This is a genomic window from Roseiarcus fermentans (assembly GCF_003315135.1).
Lineage (GTDB): Bacteria > Pseudomonadota > Alphaproteobacteria > Rhizobiales > Beijerinckiaceae > Roseiarcus > Roseiarcus fermentans.
On the sequence record NZ_QNRK01000006.1, the window covers coordinates 24,962 to 46,254 of the forward strand.

Annotated in this window: 21 protein-coding genes, 1 tRNA gene and 1 pseudogene; 15 read left to right on the forward strand and 8 right to left on the reverse strand. The window is 65.7% G+C overall.

Translation table 11 applies throughout. The features are described from left to right. Positions 1-26: 26 nt before the first annotated feature. Positions 27-998, reverse strand: coding sequence for an HAD family hydrolase (locus DFR50_RS06520; RefSeq protein ID WP_113888399.1), 972 nt, complete (start codon positions 996-998; stop codon positions 27-29). Positions 999-1,004: 6 nt separating this feature from the next. Then, positions 1,005-2,015 carry a DUF7064 domain-containing protein gene (locus DFR50_RS06525; RefSeq protein WP_113888400.1) on the reverse strand — a complete coding sequence of 337 codons (1,011 nt, stop codon included), beginning with the start codon at positions 2,013-2,015 and terminating at the stop codon, positions 1,005-1,007. A gap of 236 nt (positions 2,016-2,251) precedes the next feature. Here DFR50_RS06525 and DFR50_RS06530 point away from each other — a divergent pair, with 236 nt between their 5' ends. The 8 genes from DFR50_RS06530 (at position 2,252) to DFR50_RS06565 (ending at position 10,581) form a co-directional block, all read left to right on the forward strand. Then, on the forward strand, positions 2,252-2,548 hold the full coding sequence (locus DFR50_RS06530; protein ID WP_113888401.1) for a EutN/CcmL family microcompartment protein: 297 nt from the start codon (positions 2,252-2,254) through the stop codon (positions 2,546-2,548). A 74-nt stretch (positions 2,549-2,622) separates the two neighbouring features. Next, a complete protein-coding gene (locus DFR50_RS06535; protein ID WP_113888402.1) occupies positions 2,623-2,925 on the forward strand; it encodes a BMC domain-containing protein in 303 nt (100 codons plus the stop codon). A 48-nt stretch (positions 2,926-2,973) separates the two neighbouring features. Next, entirely contained in the window at positions 2,974-4,371 is a 1,398-nt protein-coding gene (locus DFR50_RS06540) for an aldehyde dehydrogenase family protein (protein ID WP_113888403.1), read from the forward strand. 34 nt (positions 4,372-4,405) lie between these two features. Beyond that, positions 4,406-5,209: an ethanolamine utilization protein EutJ gene (gene eutJ, locus DFR50_RS06545; RefSeq protein ID WP_113888404.1), complete on the forward strand. Its 804-nt coding sequence runs from the start codon at positions 4,406-4,408 to the stop codon at positions 5,207-5,209. Between the two features lie 126 nt (positions 5,210-5,335). Then, entirely contained in the window at positions 5,336-5,830 is a 495-nt protein-coding gene (locus DFR50_RS06550) for a BMC domain-containing protein (RefSeq protein WP_210208825.1), read from the forward strand. Next, positions 5,827-7,062, forward strand: coding sequence for a malate dehydrogenase (locus tag DFR50_RS06555; RefSeq protein ID WP_113888406.1), 1,236 nt, complete (start codon positions 5,827-5,829; stop codon positions 7,060-7,062). Before DFR50_RS06550 ends, DFR50_RS06555 begins: the two co-directional genes overlap by 4 nt. A gap of 4 nt (positions 7,063-7,066) precedes the next feature. Next, on the forward strand, positions 7,067-8,110 hold the full coding sequence (locus DFR50_RS06560; protein ID WP_113888407.1) for an alcohol dehydrogenase catalytic domain-containing protein: 1,044 nt from the start codon (positions 7,067-7,069) through the stop codon (positions 8,108-8,110). A gap of 146 nt (positions 8,111-8,256) precedes the next feature. Next, on the forward strand, positions 8,257-10,581 hold the full coding sequence (locus DFR50_RS06565) for a helix-turn-helix domain-containing protein (RefSeq protein WP_210208826.1): 2,325 nt from the start codon (positions 8,257-8,259) through the stop codon (positions 10,579-10,581). A gap of 312 nt (positions 10,582-10,893) precedes the next feature. Here the strand turns inward: DFR50_RS06565 and DFR50_RS06570 are convergent, their stop codons facing one another. Both DFR50_RS06570 and DFR50_RS06575 read right to left on the reverse strand, forming a co-directional pair. Beyond that, positions 10,894-11,349, reverse strand: a complete 456-nt coding sequence (locus DFR50_RS06570; protein WP_113888409.1) for a WapI family immunity protein — start codon at positions 11,347-11,349, stop codon at positions 10,894-10,896. 4 nt (positions 11,350-11,353) lie between these two features. Continuing rightward, positions 11,354-12,172, reverse strand: a complete 819-nt coding sequence (locus DFR50_RS06575; RefSeq protein WP_113888410.1) for a DUF4279 domain-containing protein — start codon at positions 12,170-12,172, stop codon at positions 11,354-11,356. A 340-nt stretch (positions 12,173-12,512) separates the two neighbouring features. Between DFR50_RS06575 and DFR50_RS06580 the strand changes: the two genes are divergently transcribed. After that, positions 12,513-12,749, forward strand: coding sequence for a hypothetical protein (locus tag DFR50_RS06580; protein WP_113888411.1), 237 nt, complete (start codon positions 12,513-12,515; stop codon positions 12,747-12,749). Between the two features lie 18 nt (positions 12,750-12,767). Continuing rightward, positions 12,768-13,793: pseudogene (locus tag DFR50_RS33540) on the forward strand (recombinase family protein); the annotation flags it as partial. A gap of 576 nt (positions 13,794-14,369) precedes the next feature. On the opposite strand, the gene DFR50_RS06595 reads toward DFR50_RS33540, so the two are convergent. After that, a tRNA-Ser gene (locus DFR50_RS06595) sits at positions 14,370-14,459 on the reverse strand. 154 nt (positions 14,460-14,613) lie between these two features. Between DFR50_RS06595 and DFR50_RS06600 the strand changes: the two genes are divergently transcribed. Beyond that, positions 14,614-15,300, forward strand: coding sequence for a response regulator transcription factor (locus DFR50_RS06600; protein WP_113888412.1), 687 nt, complete (start codon positions 14,614-14,616; stop codon positions 15,298-15,300). 166 nt (positions 15,301-15,466) lie between these two features. Next, on the forward strand, positions 15,467-16,273 hold the full coding sequence (locus tag DFR50_RS06605; protein WP_425376068.1) for an NAD-dependent protein deacetylase: 807 nt from the start codon (positions 15,467-15,469) through the stop codon (positions 16,271-16,273). A gap of 89 nt (positions 16,274-16,362) precedes the next feature. Here DFR50_RS06605 and DFR50_RS31940 read toward each other — a convergent pair whose 3' ends face one another. Both DFR50_RS31940 and def read right to left on the reverse strand, forming a co-directional pair. After that, on the reverse strand, positions 16,363-16,539 hold the full coding sequence (locus DFR50_RS31940) for a hypothetical protein (protein WP_170153080.1): 177 nt from the start codon (positions 16,537-16,539) through the stop codon (positions 16,363-16,365). A 381-nt stretch (positions 16,540-16,920) separates the two neighbouring features. Beyond that, positions 16,921-17,451, reverse strand: a complete 531-nt coding sequence (gene def / locus DFR50_RS06610) for a peptide deformylase (RefSeq protein ID WP_113888414.1) — start codon at positions 17,449-17,451, stop codon at positions 16,921-16,923. Positions 17,452-17,639: 188 nt separating this feature from the next. Between def and DFR50_RS06615 the strand changes: the two genes are divergently transcribed. Continuing rightward, positions 17,640-18,752, forward strand: coding sequence for a DNA recombination protein RmuC (locus DFR50_RS06615; protein ID WP_245427394.1), 1,113 nt, complete (start codon positions 17,640-17,642; stop codon positions 18,750-18,752). A 288-nt stretch (positions 18,753-19,040) separates the two neighbouring features. Next, positions 19,041-19,454, forward strand: coding sequence for a cupin domain-containing protein (locus DFR50_RS06620; RefSeq protein ID WP_113888415.1), 414 nt, complete (start codon positions 19,041-19,043; stop codon positions 19,452-19,454). Positions 19,455-19,472: 18 nt separating this feature from the next. Here the strand turns inward: DFR50_RS06620 and fabI are convergent, their stop codons facing one another. Continuing rightward, positions 19,473-20,231 carry an enoyl-ACP reductase FabI gene (fabI, locus tag DFR50_RS06625; RefSeq protein ID WP_113888557.1) on the reverse strand — a complete coding sequence of 253 codons (759 nt, stop codon included), beginning with the start codon at positions 20,229-20,231 and terminating at the stop codon, positions 19,473-19,475. A gap of 181 nt (positions 20,232-20,412) precedes the next feature. Here fabI and DFR50_RS06630 point away from each other — a divergent pair, with 181 nt between their 5' ends. Next, positions 20,413-21,228 (forward strand): SDR family NAD(P)-dependent oxidoreductase, encoded by an 816-nt coding sequence (locus tag DFR50_RS06630; protein WP_113888416.1) that lies wholly within the window; start codon positions 20,413-20,415, stop codon positions 21,226-21,228. Positions 21,229-21,293: the final 65 nt, after the last annotated feature.

The following is a 21,293-nucleotide window of genomic DNA, read 5'->3' on the forward strand; positions in this document are numbered from 1 at the left end:
TTTCCTCCTTGTTTTCGTTTCCCAGGTTAAGTCTGGCGCCTACGAGGCGGGCGGCGGGTCGCGCGCAACCGCGCAAGCGCCCTCGAGAGTTGGGCGTCGATCGCTTGCCGCGCTCTCGGCGTGGCGGGCGTCGGGGCGGGCGGAGGCGCTTCGCTCAGCGTAGCGGCGAGACCCTCGGCGCGGCTGCGGGTCCTTTGGCGGCGCAGAGCGCCCGCCTCGGTCATCAGCGCCGCTTCACAAGAACAACTCTGAGGGGGCTCGGCCCGGCAGCCGCAATTCGACCGAGCCGGAACGCCACAGGACCGACCGTTCCCGCCCGGGGTTAAATAAGCGATGAGCTCCTGCGGCCAGACGGCGACGAACTCCGCCCCTGCCGCCAGCAGCTCGGCTTCCGGGTGCATCCCCCAGGAGACGCCCACCGCGCGAACGCCGCACTCCACTGCGTGTTTGACGTCCCCGGTCGTGTCGGTGATCAACACGAGGTCGCTCGCCGATGCGACAGCCGGGCTATGCCCTTCGCGATAGGCCGGCGAGCAATCACGGCTCACCAGATACGACTGATCGGCAAGAAATCGCCGGACGACCGCGCGCTTGTCCGGTTCGACGTCCCCGCCGAAGACATGGGAGAAGCAGTGAGCGATCTTCGCGCGCGTCAATAAGCGTCGAATCGTCGATGTCGAGTTCGACGACACGACCGCCAGCGAACACGCTCCGGCAAGCGCATGAATGACATCCACCATGCCGGGCACGAGGTCCGGCGCGTAGTCGGCGTCGAGTTGGGCGAAAAAGTGCTGCGCGACTTGCCGAGCGTGCTCGTCGTCACGGCAACGCCGCCGCAGGCCGGAAAACAGGTTGTCCTCGAGGAGACGGAAGAAGTCCTGCTGGGAGTCGATCCCCAGCTTGAAGGCTGCGTTGGTTCGCGCAAAAATCTTCCAGGAGGCTTCCCGGGTCTGAACCAACGTACCGTCGAGGTCGAACAATACGGCGAGCGGCGGCATTTTGAGTCACCCAGCAACAGGGGCGCGCGTCGCCGGGTTGGCGTTGAGCGCAGTGAGCTGCGGCATCTCGAAGAAGTCCTGAATCTCGCCGTAACCGACGAGGTCTCCGCAGCGCCAGCGTCCCAAGACGTTGAACGACACCATGTTCGGCCAGCACTGCCAGGGAAAGGTGGTGAGGCCCTCGGCGCTGAGCCTCCACTCGCGGTCGGCGCTGTCGACGAGAACGAGGTCGACCGATTGCGCGTATCGCTCCCTGCGTTTCGTTTCCCCGTGCGCGTCCCTTAAGCCGAACACTTTCCCGCGCTCCACGACATATCCGTGCGCGAGACTGAGCGAGCGCCCGTTCGTGTTCGGGTCGAAGCTGAAAATGGCGTGCATCGCGAGATCCGGCGAGAAATGCGCGTGCAGCCAACTCATGTTCGGCGCGCCGCGCTCCGGTCGCGGCCCCCAGCTGTGGTCCATCGTGGAGATGCAGTGGATCGGGTGTCGCTTGCCGCGTACGCTGACCGACCCCGTGAATTCGCCGGTCTGGTCGAAATGGCCGTTGTAAGCCGTTCCCCAGGCGAATTGTCCTCCGGCCTCCGCGGCCACCCTGAGCGCCTTGGACTTCATCGGGTCCATGTCGGGATCGTGAATGTCGAAGGGCGGCATGATCGACCGGTACAGAACGTCGATCGTGGTTCCGGCGCCGTCGTCATAGTTGATCTGCCAGTCCATGTTGGGCTTCAGGCAGCGGATGGACAGGGAGTTGTCGAGCTTGAAATGGCTGAGATCGCGTGGCTCGGGGATTGGCAGAGACGCCCGCAGGTCGCAGAAGTCGGCCTCCCACGGGGCGCGGGCGAAGCCGGAGTTCATGCAGACGGTCGAACTGACGATGCCGAGATTGGTCCGGAACAGAGCGTAGACGCCGACGTTCAATCTGGTGTCTGCGTTATAAAACCCGAAGAAATTCGTTTCCGCCCACGTGGGCTCGCCAAGATCGGCGGCGTGGAAATGCACGTCCTCATCCCGAATCATGGACTCTCTCCCTGTTTCCCCGTTTCCCCGCGAGCGTTCCTTGTGCGCCGCCCTGACGTCGTCGGGAATGCGCAATGATCGAACGGCGGCTCCGCGCCCGCTATAGCTGCGTCGGATAAATCGGACACGGATATTTTATCCTCGGCGGCGAATGACCCGCCCTCGACGCCCCCCTTATGATTGCGCCAATTCAAGCTCGCCGAGCGCGAGGCGTAGCGAACCGGGAGCGAAGCGTCATGGAGTTAGGCAGGGTGGTTGGCACGGTCGTATCGACCATCAAGACCGCCGGCCTCAACAGCTTCAAGCTGCTCCTCGTCGCGCCCTTCAGCGAGCCGCAGGAGCCCAACCCGTCCCGGTTTCCTTACGTCGCGATCGATCTCGCCGGCGCCGGAGAAGGCGAGATCGTTCTCGTGACCACAGGCAGCGCCGCTCGGGCGACGCCCGGCAGCGAACACTCGCCCACCGACGCTGCGATCGTCGCCGTCGTCGATACCGTTCGCCTTGGAGACCGCACCCTCTTCGCCAAAGGTTGACCTGCGCCGAGCGGAAGGCGAACCGGACGCTGGGTCCGCGGACGCCAGCAAAGATCCATCAAAAGGAGACGGATATGGCTGACAATTCTCTCCCCGCCGGCGCCCCGAGGGGCGCTTTGGGGCTGATCGAAACGAAGGGACTCGTCGGCGCCATCGAGGCCGCCGACGCTATGGTCAAGGCCGCAAATGTGCGGCTCATCGGCCGGGAACAGGTCGGCGGCGGCCTCGTCACCGTCATGGTTCGCGGCGACGTCGGAGCGGTCAAGGCCGCCACTGACGCCGGCGCCGCGGCAGCGGGCAAGGTCGGCGAGGTCGTCTCCGTCCACGTTATTCCCCGCCCGCACGAGGACGTCGAAGGCATCCTCGGAAAGCTCTAGCGCTCCCGTCGCGCGTTCCTCCCGTCCGTTGGCTCGAGGTGTTCCGGCATGAGCGTATTGGTGGACGTCGATTCCGATCTGGCCGCGCTGGCCGAGTCCCGCGCGAAAGCGCGCGAGGCTCGCCGCGCCTTCGAGGCCTTCCGCGGAGCGACGCAGCAGGACGTCGACGCGATCGTGCGCGCCATGGCCGCCGCGGGAACGGCGGCGGCCGAAGAACTGGCGCGCCTGGCCGTCGACGAGACCGGCTACGGAGTTTACGAGGACAAGATCCTCAAGAACAAATTCAACACGATCTTCGTCGCCGCCTCGATGCTGCCGATGCGCACGATCGGCGTGCTCTGGGTGGACGAACGCAATCGCATGACCGCCATCGGCTCGCCGATGGGCGTGATCGCCGGGGTCATTCCGGTGACGAATCCAACCTCCACCGTGCTCTTCAAATGCATGGCGGCGGTCAAGGCCGGAAACGCGATCGTTTGCGCGCCGCATCCGAGGGCGGCGCGCTGCTGTTCCCGGGCGGCGGAGGTGATGGCGGTCGCGGCCGAGCGCGCCGGCGCCCCACGGGGCCTCGTGTCCTGTCTATCGAACGTCACCTTACAGGCGACGGCGGAATTGATGCGGCATCCGGACGTCGCGCTGGTGATGGCGACCGGTGGTCCGGGAATGGTCCGGGCTGCGTATTCGAGCGGCAAGCCGACCCTGGCGGTCGGCGCCGGCAACGTACCGGTCTACATCCACCGATCCGTCAGGGACGTGCGTGAAGCCGCGCTCATGGCGATCACGTCCAAGGCCTTCGACAATGGAACGGCCTGCGTCGCCGAGCAATCCATCGTTCTCGACGAACCGATTGCGGACGCGGCGCTCGCCGCGTTCGGGACGCAGGGCGTGCTCTTTCTTGCGCCGCCGGAGCAAGAGCGGCTCGCTGCGATCCTTTTCTCCGAGCGCGGCGAGCTTCGCGCCGAGGCCGTCGGGCTTTCGGCGAAAGAGCTCGCGCGGCGAGTGGGGATCGTCGCGCCCATGGACTGCAAAGTCTTGGGCGCGCAACTCGCCGAGGTGGGGCCGACGCATCCGCTGTCGCGAGAGATTCTCGGCCCTGTCCTATCGTTCTATCGGACCCCGGACCAGGACGCGGGCCTTCGCAAGTGCCGGGACATTCTCGAATTCGGCGGGGAAGGCCATACGCTCGGGCTTCACTGCGAGTCCGACGACGTCATCAGCGCCTTTTCCGCGTTGCCGGCTGGCCGCATCGTCATCAACACCCCGACGCTCTTCGGGGGAATGGGATTCAGTTGCGCGACCGATCCCTCTTTCATGTTGGGCACCGGCACATGGAGCGGCTCGATCGTGTCGGACAACGTGACGCCTCTCCACCTGATCAACATCAAACGGATCGCCCACGAAGCGAGATCCTGGCGCTCGATCTATGCTCCAAACATGGGACTGTGACCGTGCGCCTGGCGTCGGACGGGAGACGAGGCCGATGAGCCAGCCGGAGGCCTGCGCGTTCCTGGCCGATGCATCGGCGCGGCTCCGATCGCCGGCGGCGGGCTGGCTGTCGCCGCTGTCGTTCGGGGTGGATCTTGGGACGGCGACGATCGTCATCACCGCGGTCGACGCCGCCCGCCGCCCGGTCTATTGGAATTTTCTTCCCTGCGAAGCCGTGCGCGACGGCGTGGTGGTCAAGTTCGCCGAAGCCGCCGCCGCCGTGAGGGCGCTTGCGCGCGCCGCGGCTGACGCGCTCGATCTCGAAATCGCCGAAGCCGCGACCGCCTATCCGCCGGGCGTTCCTGAAGCCGAGGCCAGGGCGTGCCGCTACGTGCTCGAGAACGCCGGCGTCACGTGTCGACGACTCGTCGACGAGGTCTCGGCCGCTCAGGCGCTCTTGCGGATCAGCGACGGAGCCGTCGTCGATGTGGGCGGAGGGTCGACCGGCGTCGGCGTCGTGGAGCACGGCGAATTGGTCTCTCTCAGCGATGCGCCCGGCGGGGGGCATCACCTCGACCTGATCCTCGCAGGCGCGCTCGGTCTATCGATCGAAGAGGCGGAGCGGCGCAAGCGGGAGGACGGCGCTGCGGTTTCTGCCATCCTCAAGCCCGGCTTCGAGCGAATCGCGAATTCGATCGGAAGGCAGATCGGGGCGAGAACGGTCAGAGCCGTGCATCTGGTCGGCGGCGCAGTGCGCGTTCCGAACGCGGCGCAAGTCATCAGCCACTACCTGGGCGTCTCCGCCTTTGGCTATCCGCATTCGGAACTCGTCACCCCTTTTGGCATCGCTGTGAGCTAGATCATGGATTTTCAGCTTCGAACCTACGCGTTCATCGACAGCATGCAGCCTCAGGCCGCCGCACACGTCGCCTCGACGTGTCAGGGCGACGTTCCCATCGCGGGAATGGCTGAATTGTTCATCGAGGTGGCGCCCGGCAACGAGATCTTTCGCTGCGCGGATGTCGCGCTGAAGGCTGCCGACGTGCGGCCGGCGCTCCAAATCGTCGAGCGCGAATTTGGCCTGCTGGAGATCCACTCGCGAACGCAGTCCGAGGTGCGGGCCGCCGGCGAAGCGGTGCTGGACTATCTCGGCCTCAAGGAAGAGGACCGTCTCCGACCGAAGATCGCTTCGTCGCAGTTCGTGACCAACGTCAATCCGTACCAGGCGCAGCTCATCAACAAATGGCGCAAAGGCAATCTGCTTTTGCCGCGATCGAGCCTGTTCGTGTTGGAGGCGACGCCCGCAGCCTACGTGACGCTGGCCGGAAACGAAGCCGAAAAGGCCGCCAACATCAGCCTTATCGAAGTGAGAGCGGTCGGGCGGTTTGGTCGCCTGTTCATCTCTGGAACGGAGAGCGAGGTCCAGGCCGCCGCCAAGGCGGCCATCGCCTCGCTCGAGGAGTACGGGGGGCGCGAATGAGCGTTGTCACTGCCGCCGACGTCGAAAAAGCCAGCGGCGTTCTGACCGTTGGACAGAGGGATGTGATCACCCCGCTCGCCGCCGATCGCGCCAAAGAGCTCGGAATCAAGATCGAGCGAAGTTCGCAACCCTCGCCGGCGAAGCCTCCGCCAGTCGACCTTTCGTCGAAACCGCCGCGTCGTGGCGCCGCGCCGGTCGTCTTGAATGCCCCGACGTCCACCCTGTCCGGCGCTCTGTATCGACGCGGCGCGGGCGTGCCCCCGGCGCTTCAGGTCGACAACCTCGACGCGGCGGCGCCCGCCGATCCCCGGCCAGCGGCCGGGGTCATCGGGGCCGGTCATGTCGGAGCCATGACCGCGCTTCGGCTCGCTGAAACGTCGTTGTTCTCGCGCGTCACGCTTGTTGATATCGTGCCCGGCCTCGCCGCGGGCCTTGCGCTGGATATGGGGCACTCCGCCTCGCTGCGCGGCTTTACGACTCGAATCGAGGGAAGCGCCGAGCTGTCTGCGCTTGCGGGCGCGGACTACATCGTCGTCACGGCCGGGCGGCCGAGACAGCCGGGGATGAGCCGGACGGATCTGACCGGGGTGAACGGCTCGATCGTCACGGCCGTCGCGCAAGGAATCCGGCTCTACGCGCCAGACTCAGTCGTGGTTGTGGTGACCAATCCGCTCGAGGAAATGACCCATCTGACGGCGAGGACCACCGGCTTTCCGCCGCAGCGGGTGATTGGCATGGCCGGGGTTCTCGACAGCGCCCGCTTTTGCTCGCTCGTCGCCCTGACGGGGGTCGCGCGTCCCCAGGACGTGTCGGCGATTGCGCTCGGCAGCCATGGCCCCGAGATGGTCATTCCCATGAGCCAGGCGACCGTCAACGGCAGGCCGTTGGAAGAGGCCCTCCCAGCCGACCAGATCGACGCCATCGTCGAGCGCGCCCGCGATTCGGGCGCGGAAGTCGTCAAGCTGCTTCAAAAGGGCAGCGCCTACTTCGCTCCCGCCGAATCCGCCGCCGCAATGGTGATCGACATGGTGCGCGAATCCAGCCGCGTGCAGGCCGCGTGCGTCCAGTCCAGCGGCGCTTACGGGCTCGAGGACACGCGGGTTGGGCTTCCGGTTCGACTCGGCCGTCGCGGCGTCCGGGAGATCGTCGCCCTCGCCCTGACGGCGAGCGAAAGGACGGCGTTGGCCAAGGCGGCCTCGAGCATCGCAGCGCGTGTGCGCGAAATGGGGTGAGGCCATGAAAGCGATCGTCTTCGATGGTCCCGGGCGGATTGCGCTGCGCGACTCGCCGGAGCCGACGCTCGTGGACGCCACGGACGCCCTCGTGCGGGTGACCCTGGCGGGGATCTGCGGAACCGACCTCCATGTCGTGGCGGGCCATTTTCACGGCGTCGAGCCCGGGGCGGTGGTCGGACACGAGTTCGTCGGGGATGTCGTGGCCGTCGGCGCGGGAGTCCGCAACATCAAGGTTGGCGATCATGTCGTCGCCTCCGACTTCTCGGCATGCGGCCGCTGCCGGTCGTGCGACAGGGGCGACCATTGGGAGTGCCCGGAGCGGGCGTTCTTCGGCGCCGGCGCCTCGTTCGGGCCGCCGCTCTCGGGCGCCCAGGCTGAGCTGGTTCGGGCGCCTTTCGCCGATACGACGCTTTCAAAGGTGCCCGCGGGCGTCAGCGACGAAGCGGCGATTCTCGTGAGCGACAACCTCGCCACCGGTTGGGCCGCCATCGAGCGGGGGCGCCTCGAAGCGGGCGAGACCGTCGCCATCATCGGCGGGGGCGCGGTCGGCCAGCTGACGAGCCTCGCAGCGCAGGCCGCGGGCGCCGCCGCGGTGGTGGTGGTCGAGCCGAGCGAGTTGCGACGAGACTTTGCACGCGCCAATGGGGCGCTGGCTGCCGATCCCATGGGCGCTCGCGACCTTCTCGGGAAACTGACCGACGGTGAGGGCGCCGATGTCGTGGTGGAAGCGGTCGGCGCTTCCGCGACACTTTCCAGTGCGTTCGATCTGGTCAGGAAGCGCGGTCGAGTCGTATCGGTCGGCGCTCATGCGGCCGAAGAGTGGCCGCTCCCGCTTGCTCGCTGCTTTGCAAACGAAATCACTCTGACCTTCGCGATCGGAGATTCGATTCGCCTGCGGCCGCGGCTGTTTGCGCTCATCCGGTCGGGCGTTCTCGATCCGACGGTCGTGGTGCAGGAGCGTTTGACCATGGATCAAGTTCTGGTCGGGTATCGAAAATTGAGCGAACGACAGATCCTGAAGGCGGTCATCGACCCCAGACGCTAGGACGGCCGCGATGACGGGGGACGGCGGCTTTTCGCAAGAAGCGCGGCAGAGGGGGCGAGAGTCCCATTCCGCAGGAGCGCAAGTCGCGCCGGCGCCGTGACGCGACCGAGAGGCGAGGTTGCGCGCGCAGCGGAGAGATGCAAAGCTTGACGGCCGCTCGCCGTCGTCGCGTGCAGAACGATGCAGGCGAGAGTCGTCCGGGTGAGGTTCAGGGCGCGATCATCGCCCAGGGAGGAAACGCGATGGCCGCACCGGCCTCCGCGCCTTTTCGGTCGGCGTTCGAAAGTTCGCCGGCGAACATCGGGCACACCTTGCAGGATGTGATTGCCTCCCTGGCGCGCGCCGCGGATCAGGGTCAGGACGCGCTCTTTTCCGAGGCGCGCATTCTTTTTCGCACTGCCCTCGGCGCCGCCGACACGAGGATTCTGACCCGCTCGGCGGGAATGTGGCGCGAATGGAACAGGATCGAAGCCGAAGACGGTTTGGATGAGAACGTCGCCGTCCTTGTCGACAGACTCCAGCCCCGCGACGCGCCCGTTCGATCCGGACGTTTCCTGGTCGCCCCGGTCCGCGGATCGAGCGTCGCCGTCGTCATCGAAATCGGCGAGGCCGCGGAAGCTCCCGCTAGCGATCTGCAATGCCTCTGTCACGTGCTCTACCTCGCGTTGGGATCTTGCGAGAGCGGGCAGGGGAATCCGGACAAGCTCGAGGCGATCAGGGTCTTTCAGCGAGTCGCCAACCAGATCCTGAAGAGCGGCGATCTCAATGACGTGTTCACTCAGATCACGCACGAAGCCAAGGTTCGTCTCTCCGCGGACATTTGTGGCGTCATGCTCAAGGAAGACGACTGGCTCGTCATGCAGCGATGTGTCGGGAATCTCGCCTCGGCGACCGCGTCGCTGCGCATGCGCTCCGGGCAGGGCGTAGCCGGAAGGGTGCTCGAAACCGGAAAGCCGTGCGCAATTGAGGATTATATTCACAGCGAGATCATCAGTCGGGATTTTTTCAGCCTCGCCCGGGCCGAACGCGTCAAATCCGCGCTCGCGGTGCCGTTGCTGTCGCAAAACGAGGTCATCGGCGCTCTGGAGGTCTGGCGCCGGCGGCCTTCGCGGTTTACTCCGCAGCACACCGCCGAGCTCGCGACGCTGGCGAATCTCGCCTCGCTCGCGATCGAGAACGTTCGGCTCGCTCAGGCTCGGGAATCCGCAGCCCGCCGCCTGGAACTCGCTCACAAGGAGCTTCAGGCGCGTTACGACGTCATCCGGATGTCTGCGGATCTGCAGGAAGGATTGACCAGCCTGTTGTTGGCCGGCGCCTCGGCGCCAGAAATCGCCGAGAGGGCCTCTCTCCATCTCTCGCGTCCGGTCCTGCTTCTGGACCGTAGGCTCGACGTCGAGGCCTGTGGCCCGCGGGACTTCGAATTCGAGCCCCTTCTGCGCGACACACGGACGGAGATTTCGAAAGCCGGCGCCGAGGCCCGAGCCATCCTGTGCGGCGCGGCGGCGCTACGGTTTTATTGTCAGCGCATCGTCGCCGGCGCTGAATTTCTCGGCTGGGCGGTGGTGTTCGGCGGCGAGGATCCGGGCGGCTCGGTGCAACTGGCGCTCGGCGAAATCTGTGTGACGGTTGCGCTTCACCGAATGAAAGAGCGAGCGGCCGCACGCGCCCTTTCGGACAGATTGAGCTCCCTCTTGTGGGATATGGTCGAGGCGCCGGAGGACTTGCGCCGCGCCGCGCTTCAGCGGGCGCGCGATTGCGGCGTCGATCTGAGCGGCGACATCTGCGTCATGGTCTGCTCCTTTCAGGAGAGCCCGCGCCGGAACGGCGCTCGCCCGCCGGACCGCGGCGTCCCCGCAAGTTGGAGGCAGATGGTTGGCGAGTTCGCCATGCGACTCCCATCGTCGAACAGGGACGTCAAGCTCAGCACGCTGCGCGGCGACGAGTTGATCCTCGTCGCGGCGATGAGGGGCGGGGCGCAACCGCGGGAACTCGCCGAGGCGATCTGCAAGGATCTGGACCGGGCGATGCCCGGGGTGATCACGTGCGTCGGGGTCAGCCGCAGCCTCAAGTCGCCCGACTTGATACCGTCCGCTTGCAAGGACGCTCAGGCGGCGCTGACCGTGACCCGTCAGGCCAATCAGAATCGCGTGCTGGCGATCGAGGACATTGGCGTCGCGGGGCTACTGCTCAGCATGCGGGATGGCGCCGACTTGCGACAATTTGCGATCGAGAAGATGCGCGGTCTCTTCAACGAAAGCGCTCGGCAACGGGAAGCGCTTCTGGATACGCTTCGGATCTATTTCGCCTCGAATTGCTCTCAGAGCGCAACGGCTAAGCGGTTACGACTGCATCAGAAAACCATCGCCTATCGTCTGGAGAAGATCGAGAAGATCACAGGCCTCGATTTAAATTTACACGAATCAAGAATGTTATTAGACCTGGCTGTCAGGATGAATGATCTCTTGGCTTAGATGGTTGAACGCCCGTTACTTCAGTTCTTACGTCTTAACTATATGTAATCCGGCTATCTCGCACGCCCTCTGGATCGCTTGTCGGCGAACAAAATGGAAGCCGGTGAAGCGCCGGGCAGGCAGCGGGACGGATTGATCAGAACCGGTCCCAACCATGTCTGCGACAAGAAGTCTCCGACAGGACGCGGTTCGCCGACATTGGCGATCGTTCACAATCAGTCTGAAACGGTTGGCTTGGCGGGCCACGACCGACGATGATGAGCACTATGTTTACGCTATAGCCCTATGACGCCTCGCCATCGGAATGCAGCATCACCCATCGCGGCTGCCCTTGATCGGATAAACCTCCAAGATCGATTGGCATTGCCTCACGAGGGGCGGCAGGTAGCTCTGGTCTATCCCAAACTGAAACCAATGCCGCTGGCTCAAATGGTCGGGCGTGATCGACACTTCCATCGTTATATGGCCGAGCGATCCAGCCTTGAGAGTGACCGAGAGGGCCGGTTCGATACACGCGAGCTTTGCTTCGCCACTCAGCTTCTTCAGAAGCTCTTCCGACTCGACCCGCCATCGATCGAGCTCTGAAAGATGAATAATTGAACCGGTCGCAAAGATACTCGCGCCACTTCGGCCGCAGTGCGCCGTCACCCGTAGCCAATTACCGTCCCAATAGTCAGCTGCATCCGGGAACTGCCTTCCATGGACCCAGATTTGCAGCCCTTCAAGTTTTAGGTCCGGCGTGCCGAACTTGGCGGTGGGATCTGTCACCGCGTCATCCCCCTAAATCTTCGCGATCGGGCCCAGCGACCCCGAACAGGCGGCGCTGTGCCTGATTTACTGCAGAAGGCTCAACGGCATCCTCTCGTTTCGCCCGATAATAGGTTTTGTACCGTTCCAATTCGTAGAACAGCGTCCCGTGAATGCCTTGCGCATCCTGCTTCCGGATGGGCCGCTCCCATATTCGGCGAAGAGCGGCCTCAACCTCTTCCTGTCGCGGCAAACTGGCTAAGTCCTCGGCGTATTGTATATCCTGTTGAGGTTCAGGAAACAGGAGCGCGAACTCCTCATCTGTCGCCTGGAAGACGCTGAAAGTACAATTCAGCGCACTATCGACGACCTGAATGTTCTTCATTCCGCCCCCCTGTTGCGGAACCGTGAAGCATTCGATGCCAAGGTCAAGTTCCAGGTCAGCCAGTTTTGTTAGAGTGTCCTGTAGAATTTCATCCCCGAAATATCCGTCCCCGAGGAACTGCACGATCACACAGGCCCTTCCGCCGGTATCTCTCAGTTTTTTGAGAAATCCTCTGTGTGGCTCAATGCGGTCGAGCAACTCCGCTATCTTATCGCCAAACCATTGGTCCCGAGTTTCATGGCGCCGGCTATGTCTCCATCGCGTGTCCCGATATGTGCCCTCCAGGGGCGTGCCTTTTGGCGTCTTCCTTTGCTCTCCGACGCGGTGCGAGAATTTCGCATCCAACCCAAGGGCGGCGCTAATCTCTGCCGGGTCATAGGTCGGATGGACGATGAATAGCTCGACGTCGAACCTCTTCGGCGCGCCAGCCCCAGCGTCAGTTTCCGTATCGTCGGTCAACTCGAACCTCGATTGATAGGCGGCAACGACTATGCCGTCGTGCCCGAGATTCCGCCATCAGTGAACTCGGCTTCGCTGCAACCTGGGCGCCGAAGTTGGTTAGCGCGGCGAAAAGCGAGCCGTGATTTTGGACGGCAAGGGAAAAGCGAGGTCATCCGGCGCTCGCAGCGGATTGGAATGATTGAGCTATTTGGCCATCCGCCGGAAGGCCCGTGCCATACGTTTTGATCAAAACGTCAATCATATCAACGTAGAAACCGCCATCCACGTACGCTGCGAGACGGCCGGGAAGAGGAGGGATGCTGCGGGATAAAGATCGGCCGTTCATCCCGGAGACGCATTGGGCGATCCTGTCGGGATGTCTCGACCGCGCGCCAGCCTGGGCATCTTGCCCGATGACCTTTACATTCCGATCGAGCCTTGGCCTCGGATCGGTCGGCCGGTGAAGCACGACCTGTCGGCGTGGACCGTCACGGACGTCTGGCCCGACTCTGTGCCGATCACCGACGCCGAGCTCGACGTGTTCGAGGCGTGGTTCGGCGATCTTTTCGATGAACTGTTCGGGCCGTGCCAATGATCTGAGGGGACAATCGCCATGACCGTGCCGTTGCGCGCCGCCTTGTATCTGCGCGTCTCGACGGCGCGGCAGGCCGAGCACGATGTCTCGATTCCCGATCAGAAGCGGCAAGGCGAAGCCTATTGCGCCACGCGCGGCTACCAGCTTGTCGAGACGTATGTCGAACCCGGCGCATCAGCCACGAACGACCGCCGCCCCGAGTTCCAGCGCATGATCGAAGCGGGCACCACCAAGCCCGCGCCGTTCGATATCGTCATCGTCCACAGCTTCTCGCGCTTCTTCCGCGACCACTTCGAGCTTGAGTTCTACGTCCGCAGGCTCGCCAAGAACTGCGTCCGGCTCGTCTCCATCACGCAGGAGATGGGCGACGATCCCATGCACGTCATGATGCGGCAGATCATGGCGCTGTTCGATGAGTATCAGTCGAAGGAGAACGCCAAGCACGTCCTCCGCGCCCTGAAGGAAAATGCCCGGCAGGGCTTCTGGAACGGCTCGCTGCCGCCGATCGGCTACCGCGTGGTAGCGGCCGAGCAGCGCGGCGCCAAGGTCAAGAAGAAGCTGGAAATCGACCCGCTGCACGCGGACACGATTCGGCTTACCTATCGGCTCGCCTTGGAGGGCGACGGCACGAACGGCCCGATGGGTGTCAAGAACATTGCCGTCTATCTCAACCAGCATCGCATCTTCACCCGCGACGGCGGGCGCTGGGGCATCGGCCAGGTTCACCGCATCCTGACGCGGCTGACCTATGTCGGCCGTCACGAGTTCAACAAACGCGCCAAGAACAAGGCCCTGAAACCTATCAGCGAGATCGTTACCGTCGAGGTGCCCCAGCTGATCGATCAAGCGACGTTCGATGCCGTGCAGGTGCATCTGCGCGCGCGCAATCCGAAGGTCACGCCGGCGCGCGTTGTCAGCGGTCCCACCCTCCTTACCGGCATCTGCTTCTGCGCCGACTGCGGCGGGGCCATGACGCTCAGGACCGGGAAGGGAGGGCGATATCGCTACTACACTTGCTCGATCAAGGCGCGGGAAGGCGAGACCGGCTGCAATGGCCGGTCGATCCCTATGGAGAAGCTGGACAGCCTCGTGGTCGAGCACATCGCCGACCGTTTGCTCCAACCGGAGCGGCTCGAGGAGATTCTGGCGTCCGTCCTCGACCGCCGGCAGGAACGCGCCGGGCGCCGCCGCGAGCACATCAACGAGCTGAACAAGCGTGCTGCCGAAACTGGCCTGCGGCTCAAGCGGCTCTATGACGCCATCGAGGCCGGCGTCGCCGATCTGGACGACCCGGCGCTGAAGGAGCGCGTTACGAGCCTGAAGGCGATCCGCGACCAGGCGCAAGCCGACGCCGCGCGTGCCGCCGCGATGCTGGAGACGTCGGGCCAGCAGGCGATCACGCCGCAGATGGTACAGAGGTTCGCCAGGACGGCACGCGAGCGGATCAGGATCGACGGCGGCGGCTATCGCCGGGACCATCTCCGCGCGCTCGCCCAGCGTGTCGAGGTCGCCGACCGCGAGGTCCGCATCATCGGCTCGAAAAGCAATCTGCTCCAAACGCTGACCGCTGCGGCCGGCGTAAGGCCGGCTACGCCCGGCGTTCGCAGTTCTGTTCTGAAGTGGCGGAGGGGGCGGGATTCGAACCCGCGATACGGTTTCCCGCATACACACTTTCCAGGCGTGCGCCTTCAACCGCTCGGCCACCCCTCCGGACGCGCGGACGGATGAGGCCGGCGCGAGCGACGCGCATACCACCTCGCCGCGCGCGGACGCAAGCGGCGCGTGGACAAAACTCCGGGCGGCGTCGCTTGCGTCCGTGCGCGGCGCCCTTGCATCGTCGCTCCGGCTGGAGAAATGTGGCCCCATGGCGCGCTTTCTCATCGTCGACGATCATCCGCTGTTTCGCGAAGCGCTTTCGAGCGCGTTGCGCCTCGTCGAGGCCGAGGCCGACATCTACGAGGCCACATCGATCGAGGGCGCTCTCGACGTTCTCGACGCGCACGACGACTTCGAGCTCGCTCTCCTCGACCTGTCGCTCCCGGGCACGACCGGCTTTTCCGGCCTGATCCGGCTGCGCACGTCGCGCCCCAAGCTGCCGATCCTCGTCGTCTCCGGGCACGAGGAGCCTGCGGTCGTGCGCGAGGCGCTGTCGCTCGGCATTGCCGGCTATGTGCCGAAATCGACGTCGAAGAAGCGGCTCGCCGAGGCCATCGCCAAGGCGCTGGCGGGCGACGTCTACGAGCCGGAGCTGTCGCACGCCGCCGCCGTCGAGACGCGCCCGTCGGAGGAGAGCCGCATCCTGCAGCGGCTCCGCGACCTGACCCCGCAGCAGCTCGCCGTGCTCGAACTGGTTCGGGAGGGCCGGCAGAACAAGGCGATCGCGCACGCGCTGAAACTCGCCGAGACGACGGTCAAGGCCCACGTCTCGGAGGTGTTGCGCAAGCTCGGGGTGGTGTCGCGCACCCAAGCGGTGATCGAGGTCGCGAAGGTCGACTTCGAGGCGGTGAAGAAGGCGCAGAAACAGCCGGCCCCGGGGGCGGGCCCAACTTGAAAGGCGGCAGGGCTTTTCAAGCCCTCCCGCCGTCGTTCAAACACCCCCGTGGAATTGGTTTCCGCGCCTGCCCGAAGGGCGGCGGCCGCCCCTCCGGAAGGGCGCCACGGCGGCGGGGGCGGCGCGGACTGGCGCAGAGGCGTTCGCGCTCCTACCTTGGGGCATGATGAAATACGGCGACCTTGAGTCCTTCATCGCCCGGCGCCGGCGGCTGTTCGTGCTGACCGGGGCCGGGTGCAGCGCTCCGTCCGGCATCCCCGACTATCGCGACGCTGAGGGCCGATGGAAGCGCGTCCCCCCGGTCACGTATCAGGCCTTCATGGCGAGCGAGGCGACCCGGCGGCGCTACTGGGGACGAAGCCTCGTCGGCTGGCGGAAATTTCATGCCGCGGCGCCCAACCTGGCCCATCGCGCCCTCGCGCGCCTCGAGCGTCTCGGCGGGAGCGAGGTTCTCCTCACTCAGAACGTGGACGGGCTGCATCAGACCGCCGGCAGCGAGGGCGTGATCGATCTGCACGGCCGGCTCGACCGGGTGCGCTGCATGGGTTGCGGCGCGCGCACCGCCCGCTCGGCGTTCCAGGAGGCGCTCGCGCGTCGCAATCCCGAATGGCCGGCGCTCGAGGCGGCTGAAGCGCCCGACGGCGACGCCGAACTCGACGGGGTGGACTTTTCCAACTTCGTCACGCCGGCCTGCTCGGCGTGCGGGGGCGTGCTGAAGCCCGATGTCGTGTTCTTCGGCGAGAGCGTGCCGCGGGATCGGGTCGAGCGGGCGTACGCCCATCTCGCGGCGGCAGACGCCATGCTCGTGGTCGGGTCGTCGCTGATGGTCTACTCGGGCTATCGCTTCGTGGAACGCGCCGCGGCCAGCGGAAAGCCCATCGCCGTCGTCAACCTCGGCCGCACTCGCGCCGACGCCCTGGCCTCCCTCAAGGTCGAGGCGCCCTGCGAGGAGGCGCTGGCGTTCCTATTGTGAGTCCCTCGGCGGCATTCCGCCGTAGGACATCGGCTTGCAAAGAAAAGGGGCCGACCAGAGACGGACCCCTCCCGCCTCGGGCGCGACCCTTATTCCGAAATGCCCGGCGGCAACCGCTTCCTTCGCGTCGGACGCGCGACCGCCGTGCCCATTGCGATCAGCAGGATGAGGGACGCAATCCAGGTCGCCGGCTCCGGAGCGTTGGTCAGCGGCGCGAGAAGCGCCGCCGTCGCGACGACGCTGAAAACCAGTTTGTGGCGGAACACGAGAAAGCCTCTGCCGAATCGCCCGCGCCGAATGCGCTGTTGGCGAGGGAGGGCAGCAAGTCGGGCGCCATGCCGTGAGGCGAGGAAACGGCTGTGAACGGCGCGTTGTCGCCAGCAAACTTTTGCAAGGCGCGAACAGCGGTTGCGTCTTGCAAAGTCTTTTCCGCGCCGGAAGACGACGCCGGCGCCCGTCGCCGCCCATCGATGAGGCGCGAGCGCACTGCGAGGCGCGCCCTCGGGGCCGCGCCAGGGGCGACCGCGAACGCGCCGCTGCCGGACGGCGGATCCTGAATGTCCTTTGCGCGACCTCGACCCTCGGACGGCCGGCTCGACGCCGGCAAAGCCGGAGAAGGCGTCACCCCCTCGGATCCCCGCGGCGCGTCACAGCACGTGCGCCCCTTCCGCCGAGCGCTTGGCGGCCTTCTGAAACTTCTTGATCACCCGGTCGCGCTTGAGCTTGGAGATGTGGTCGATGAACAGCACGCCGTCGAGGTGGTCGATCTCGTGCTGGAGCACCGTCGCGAGCAGCCCCTCGGCCAGCACCTCGCGCTCTTTGCCGTCGCGGTCGAGCGCGCGGACACGAACCGAGGCCGGGCGCTCGACGTCGGCGTAATATTCGGGGATCGACAGGCAGCCTTCCTCGTAAGTGTTGCGGTCGTCCGATCGCCAAAGGATCTCGGGGTTGACGAACACCTGCGGCGCGGGAGACTCCTGCTTCTGGGCGACGTCGACGACCAGCAGCCGGATCGGTTCGGCGACCTGGATCCCGGCCAGCCCGATTCCGGGCGCCGCGTGCATCGTCTCGATCATATCGTCGATGAGGCGGATGAGCGCATCGTCGACCCGTTCGAGCGGCTTGCTGACGAGGCGGAGCTTTGGATCGGGCAGGGTGATGATGTGGCGAAGCGACATGCGAGACTCGGTTGGGCAATAAGACGGAGGCTTAGACTCAAATTTTGCTCGAACACAACAGCGAGAGCGCAAAGATCAAAAAAATAGTGTAATTTTGGAGGGTTGCCTGTTTTGCGTAGCTGGGCGGGCTGGACGGGCGCAGTCAACTATGTTCTAGTTTTGTTCGAAGCGACGCTCCCGATTCGAACGTGATCAACGCCAACGTCCCCCTCGCCGTCATCGACGGCATGCCCGTCTACCTGTCCGAGGCGCTCTCGGCGGCGCTCGTCGCGCTCGGCCTCATGTTGCTCATGACCCTGATCGCGCTCGGGCGCGCTTCGGCCGCGCGCCGGCGGGAGCGGGAGATTGCGGACGAGCGGCAGGAGGCGATCGAGGTGCGCTTTGCAACGCTCGCCAACGCCAATGCCGAGCTTTCCGGTCGTCTGGGCGGCGTGGCCGATTGGCTCGGCGCCGGAATCGAGAATCAGACCCGGCGCACTGGCGAAAACCTCGGCAAGCTGAACGAGCGGCTCGCGGTGATCGACGCGGCGCAGGCGAGACTGACCGAAATGACGCGCGAGGTCGTGTCGCTGAAGGACATTCTCGCCAACAAGCAGGCGCGCGGCGCCTTCGGTCAGGGACGGATGGAGGCGATCGTGCGCGACGGCCTGCCGGCGGGCGCCTACGACTTCCAATTCACGCTGTCCAACCGCGCGCGCCCCGATTGCGTGATTCGGCTGCCCGGAGACAGCCGCCTGCTCGCGGTCGACGCGAAATTTCCGCTCGAGGGCTTTTCCGCGCTGCGCGCCGCGCGCGATGACGAGGGGCGCAAGGGCGGGCAGGCGCGGGTGCGCGCCGACGTGATGAAACACGTCAAGGACATCGCCGAGCGCTATCTTCTACCCGGCGAGACGCAGGACGTGGCGCTGATGTTCGTGCCGTCGGAGGCGATCTACTCCGATCTCGTCGAATGGTTCGACGACGTGGTGCAGAAGGCGCACCGGTCGCGGGTGCTGATCGTCTCGCCGACGCTGTTGATGATGGCGATCAGCGTCGCGCAGGCGATCCTGCGTGACGCGCGCATGCGCGACGAGTCGCAACGAATCCAGGCCGAGGTCGGCAGGCTCGTCGGCGATGTCCGGCTCCTGACCGAGCGGGCCGCAAAACTCGACGCGCATTTCCGCCAGGCTCAGGAGGACCTTTCGGGAATCGACGCCGCGAGCGCCCGCATCGCCCGGCGCGGCGAGCGGATCGAACAGATGGATTTCTCGCAAGCCGGCGAGTCGGCGGACGTGGTGAAGCTGGCGCGCGGGGCGGAGTAGGGCCGGGTCTCTGCCGACGGCTGGCGCTGACCGTTGGCGTGGCGTAGGTTTGCGAGCCAGGCGCAAGGCGATCGATGGAAGACCGGCGACAGCGGACACGCGAGGGCTATTTGCGAGGGGAGCGCGCAGCGGGAGAGCGCACGCAACGATTAGGCCGGCAGTCGCGTGACCTCGAGCTTTTTCGTGGTCGAGACGGGTCCCCCTCGTCATCCTGGCGGGGTCAGGCGAGAAGAGCCGACGCGCGACCCGGTGCGGCGGAGTGCGCGACATGACGAAACCGGAGGAATCATGAGCAAAGACGTGCGCCTCATCGGTCCCCTCGTCCTCGACGAGGCCGAACTCCCGCTCGACGGCTGGGACGATTCGGTCAGGGGACGGATCAACTGGCGGACGCTGTTCTCGAAGGGCGGCACCCCTACCGACGGGATCACCTGCGGCGTCGCCGATCTCGGTGCGGGCGGCTGGCTCGGCTTGCACCGACACAGCCCCCCGGAAATCTACTATGTCGTCGCCGGAACGGGGGTCGTGACGTTGGACGGCGTCGAGAAGCCGGTCAAGGCGGGCTGTGCGGTGTTCATTCCTGCCATGGTCGAGCACGGAATCCGGCAGACCGGTACGGAACGCCTGCGGTTCTTCTACGGGTTTCCAGTCGATTCGTTCGATTCCGTGGAATACCTGTTCTCCGCCGACCCATCCGTCTGACGCCCGCGAACGAGCGCGTCATCCCATCACGTGATAGCCGCCGTCGACGTAGGAAATGTTGCCCGTCATCGCGCTCGCCGCGTCGCTGACCAGAAACGCGGCCAGCGCGCCGACATCGTCGAGGGAGATTTGGCGGTGCTCGGGCGCGCGTTTGGCGGAGTGGTCCAGCAACTGGTCGAAATGACTGATCCCCGAGGCCGAACGCGTCGCAACCGGCCCCGGCGAGATGGCGTTGACCCGGATTCCCTTGCCGCCGAGTTCCAGCGCCATATAGGCGACCGCGGTTTCCAGGGCGCCCTTGACCGGGCCCATCACCCCGTATTGCTGCACCGCCTTCTGCCCGCCGTAATAGGTAAGCGCCAGCAGGCAGCCGCCCGACGTCATCAGCGGCTCGGCGAGCTTCGCCAGGCGGAGGAACGAATGCACCGAGACCAGCATCGCATGGGCGAAGCCTTCCGCCGAGCAGTCGATGACTCGGCCGTGCAGGTCGTCGGCGCGGGCGTAGCCGATCGAATGGAGCGCGAAATCGAGGCGGCCCCACTTCCGCGCGATCTCCTCGAACACGCTCTCGAGCTGCCCGGGAACCGCAACGTCGCAGGAGCGGGCGATCTGGCACTCGAGCGCGGACGCGAGCGGCAGGACGAATTTCCCGGTTCGCGAGTTCAGATAGGTCATCGCGAGTTCGGCGCCCGCGGCGCGGAAATGCCGCGCGCAGCCGTAGCCGATGCTGCGGTCGTTGGCCACGCCGACGACGAGCCCCTTCTTGCCTGTCAGCATCGCCTCGCCACCCGCCCCTATCCCCGGAATCGTCTCTGTTTTTTTGTTTAGCATCGGGAAGTCGGGCGCGAAATCGCCAAAGCCGGACGCGACGTCCGTGCGACGATTCGCCAGTCGCCGCGCCGGGTTCCCGGGGAAATCGCTCCTCTGTATATTCCGGTTCGGCGAATGGGAGCGATTCATGTCCATGCCTTCTCGCGTCGCGGTCGTAACGGGCGGCGGGCGCGGAATCGGCCGTGCGATGGCGCTGGCGCTCGCCGCAACGGGTTCGAGGGTGATCGTCTCGGCCGCGCGGGAGCCGATCGAGATCGAGGCGGTCGCGGACGAAGCCCAGCGCCGCTTCGGAGAGCGGCGAGTCGAGGCGGTTGCGGCGGACGTGACGCGCGAGGACGACTGCGTCCGGCTCGTGGCGGCGGCGATCGATCGATTCGGTCGGCTCGACGTGCTCGTCAACAACGCCGGCCGCGGCATGCGACACGTGAGCGAGACCTTTCTTACCGAGCCGACTCGGTTCTGGGACGTCGCGCCGGAAGTGTGGCGCATGGTGATCGACACCAATGTCGTCGGGCCGTTTCTCATGGCGCGCGCCGCGGCGCCCGCCATGATCGCGGCCGGATGGGGCCGGATCGTCAATGTCTCGATGAACCGCGACACGATGCGGCGGCGCGGCTTCTCGCCCTATGGACCGTCGAAGGCGGCGCTCGAATCCGAGACCGCTATCTGGGCGCAGGACCTCGACGGGACGGGCGTGACGGTCAACGCCCTGCTGCCGGGCGGGGCGACCCTGACCGGCATGATTCCGGATGGCGTCGCGCAGGAGATCAGGGCGCAATTCCTCGATCCCGCGATCATGGGTCCGCCGCTCCTGTGGCTCGCCTCCGAGCGCTCCGACGGGGTGACGGGCCGGCGCCTCGTCGCGTCCCGCTGGCGCGCGGATTTGCCGGAGGCGGAGGCCGCCGAGATCGCGTCCGACGCGGCGGGATGGGCGGTTTCGTGACGCAGCGCGCACAGCGGCGCCTTGCCATGGCCATCCGCGCGCGATAGCGGTCGCGGCTCGCGTCC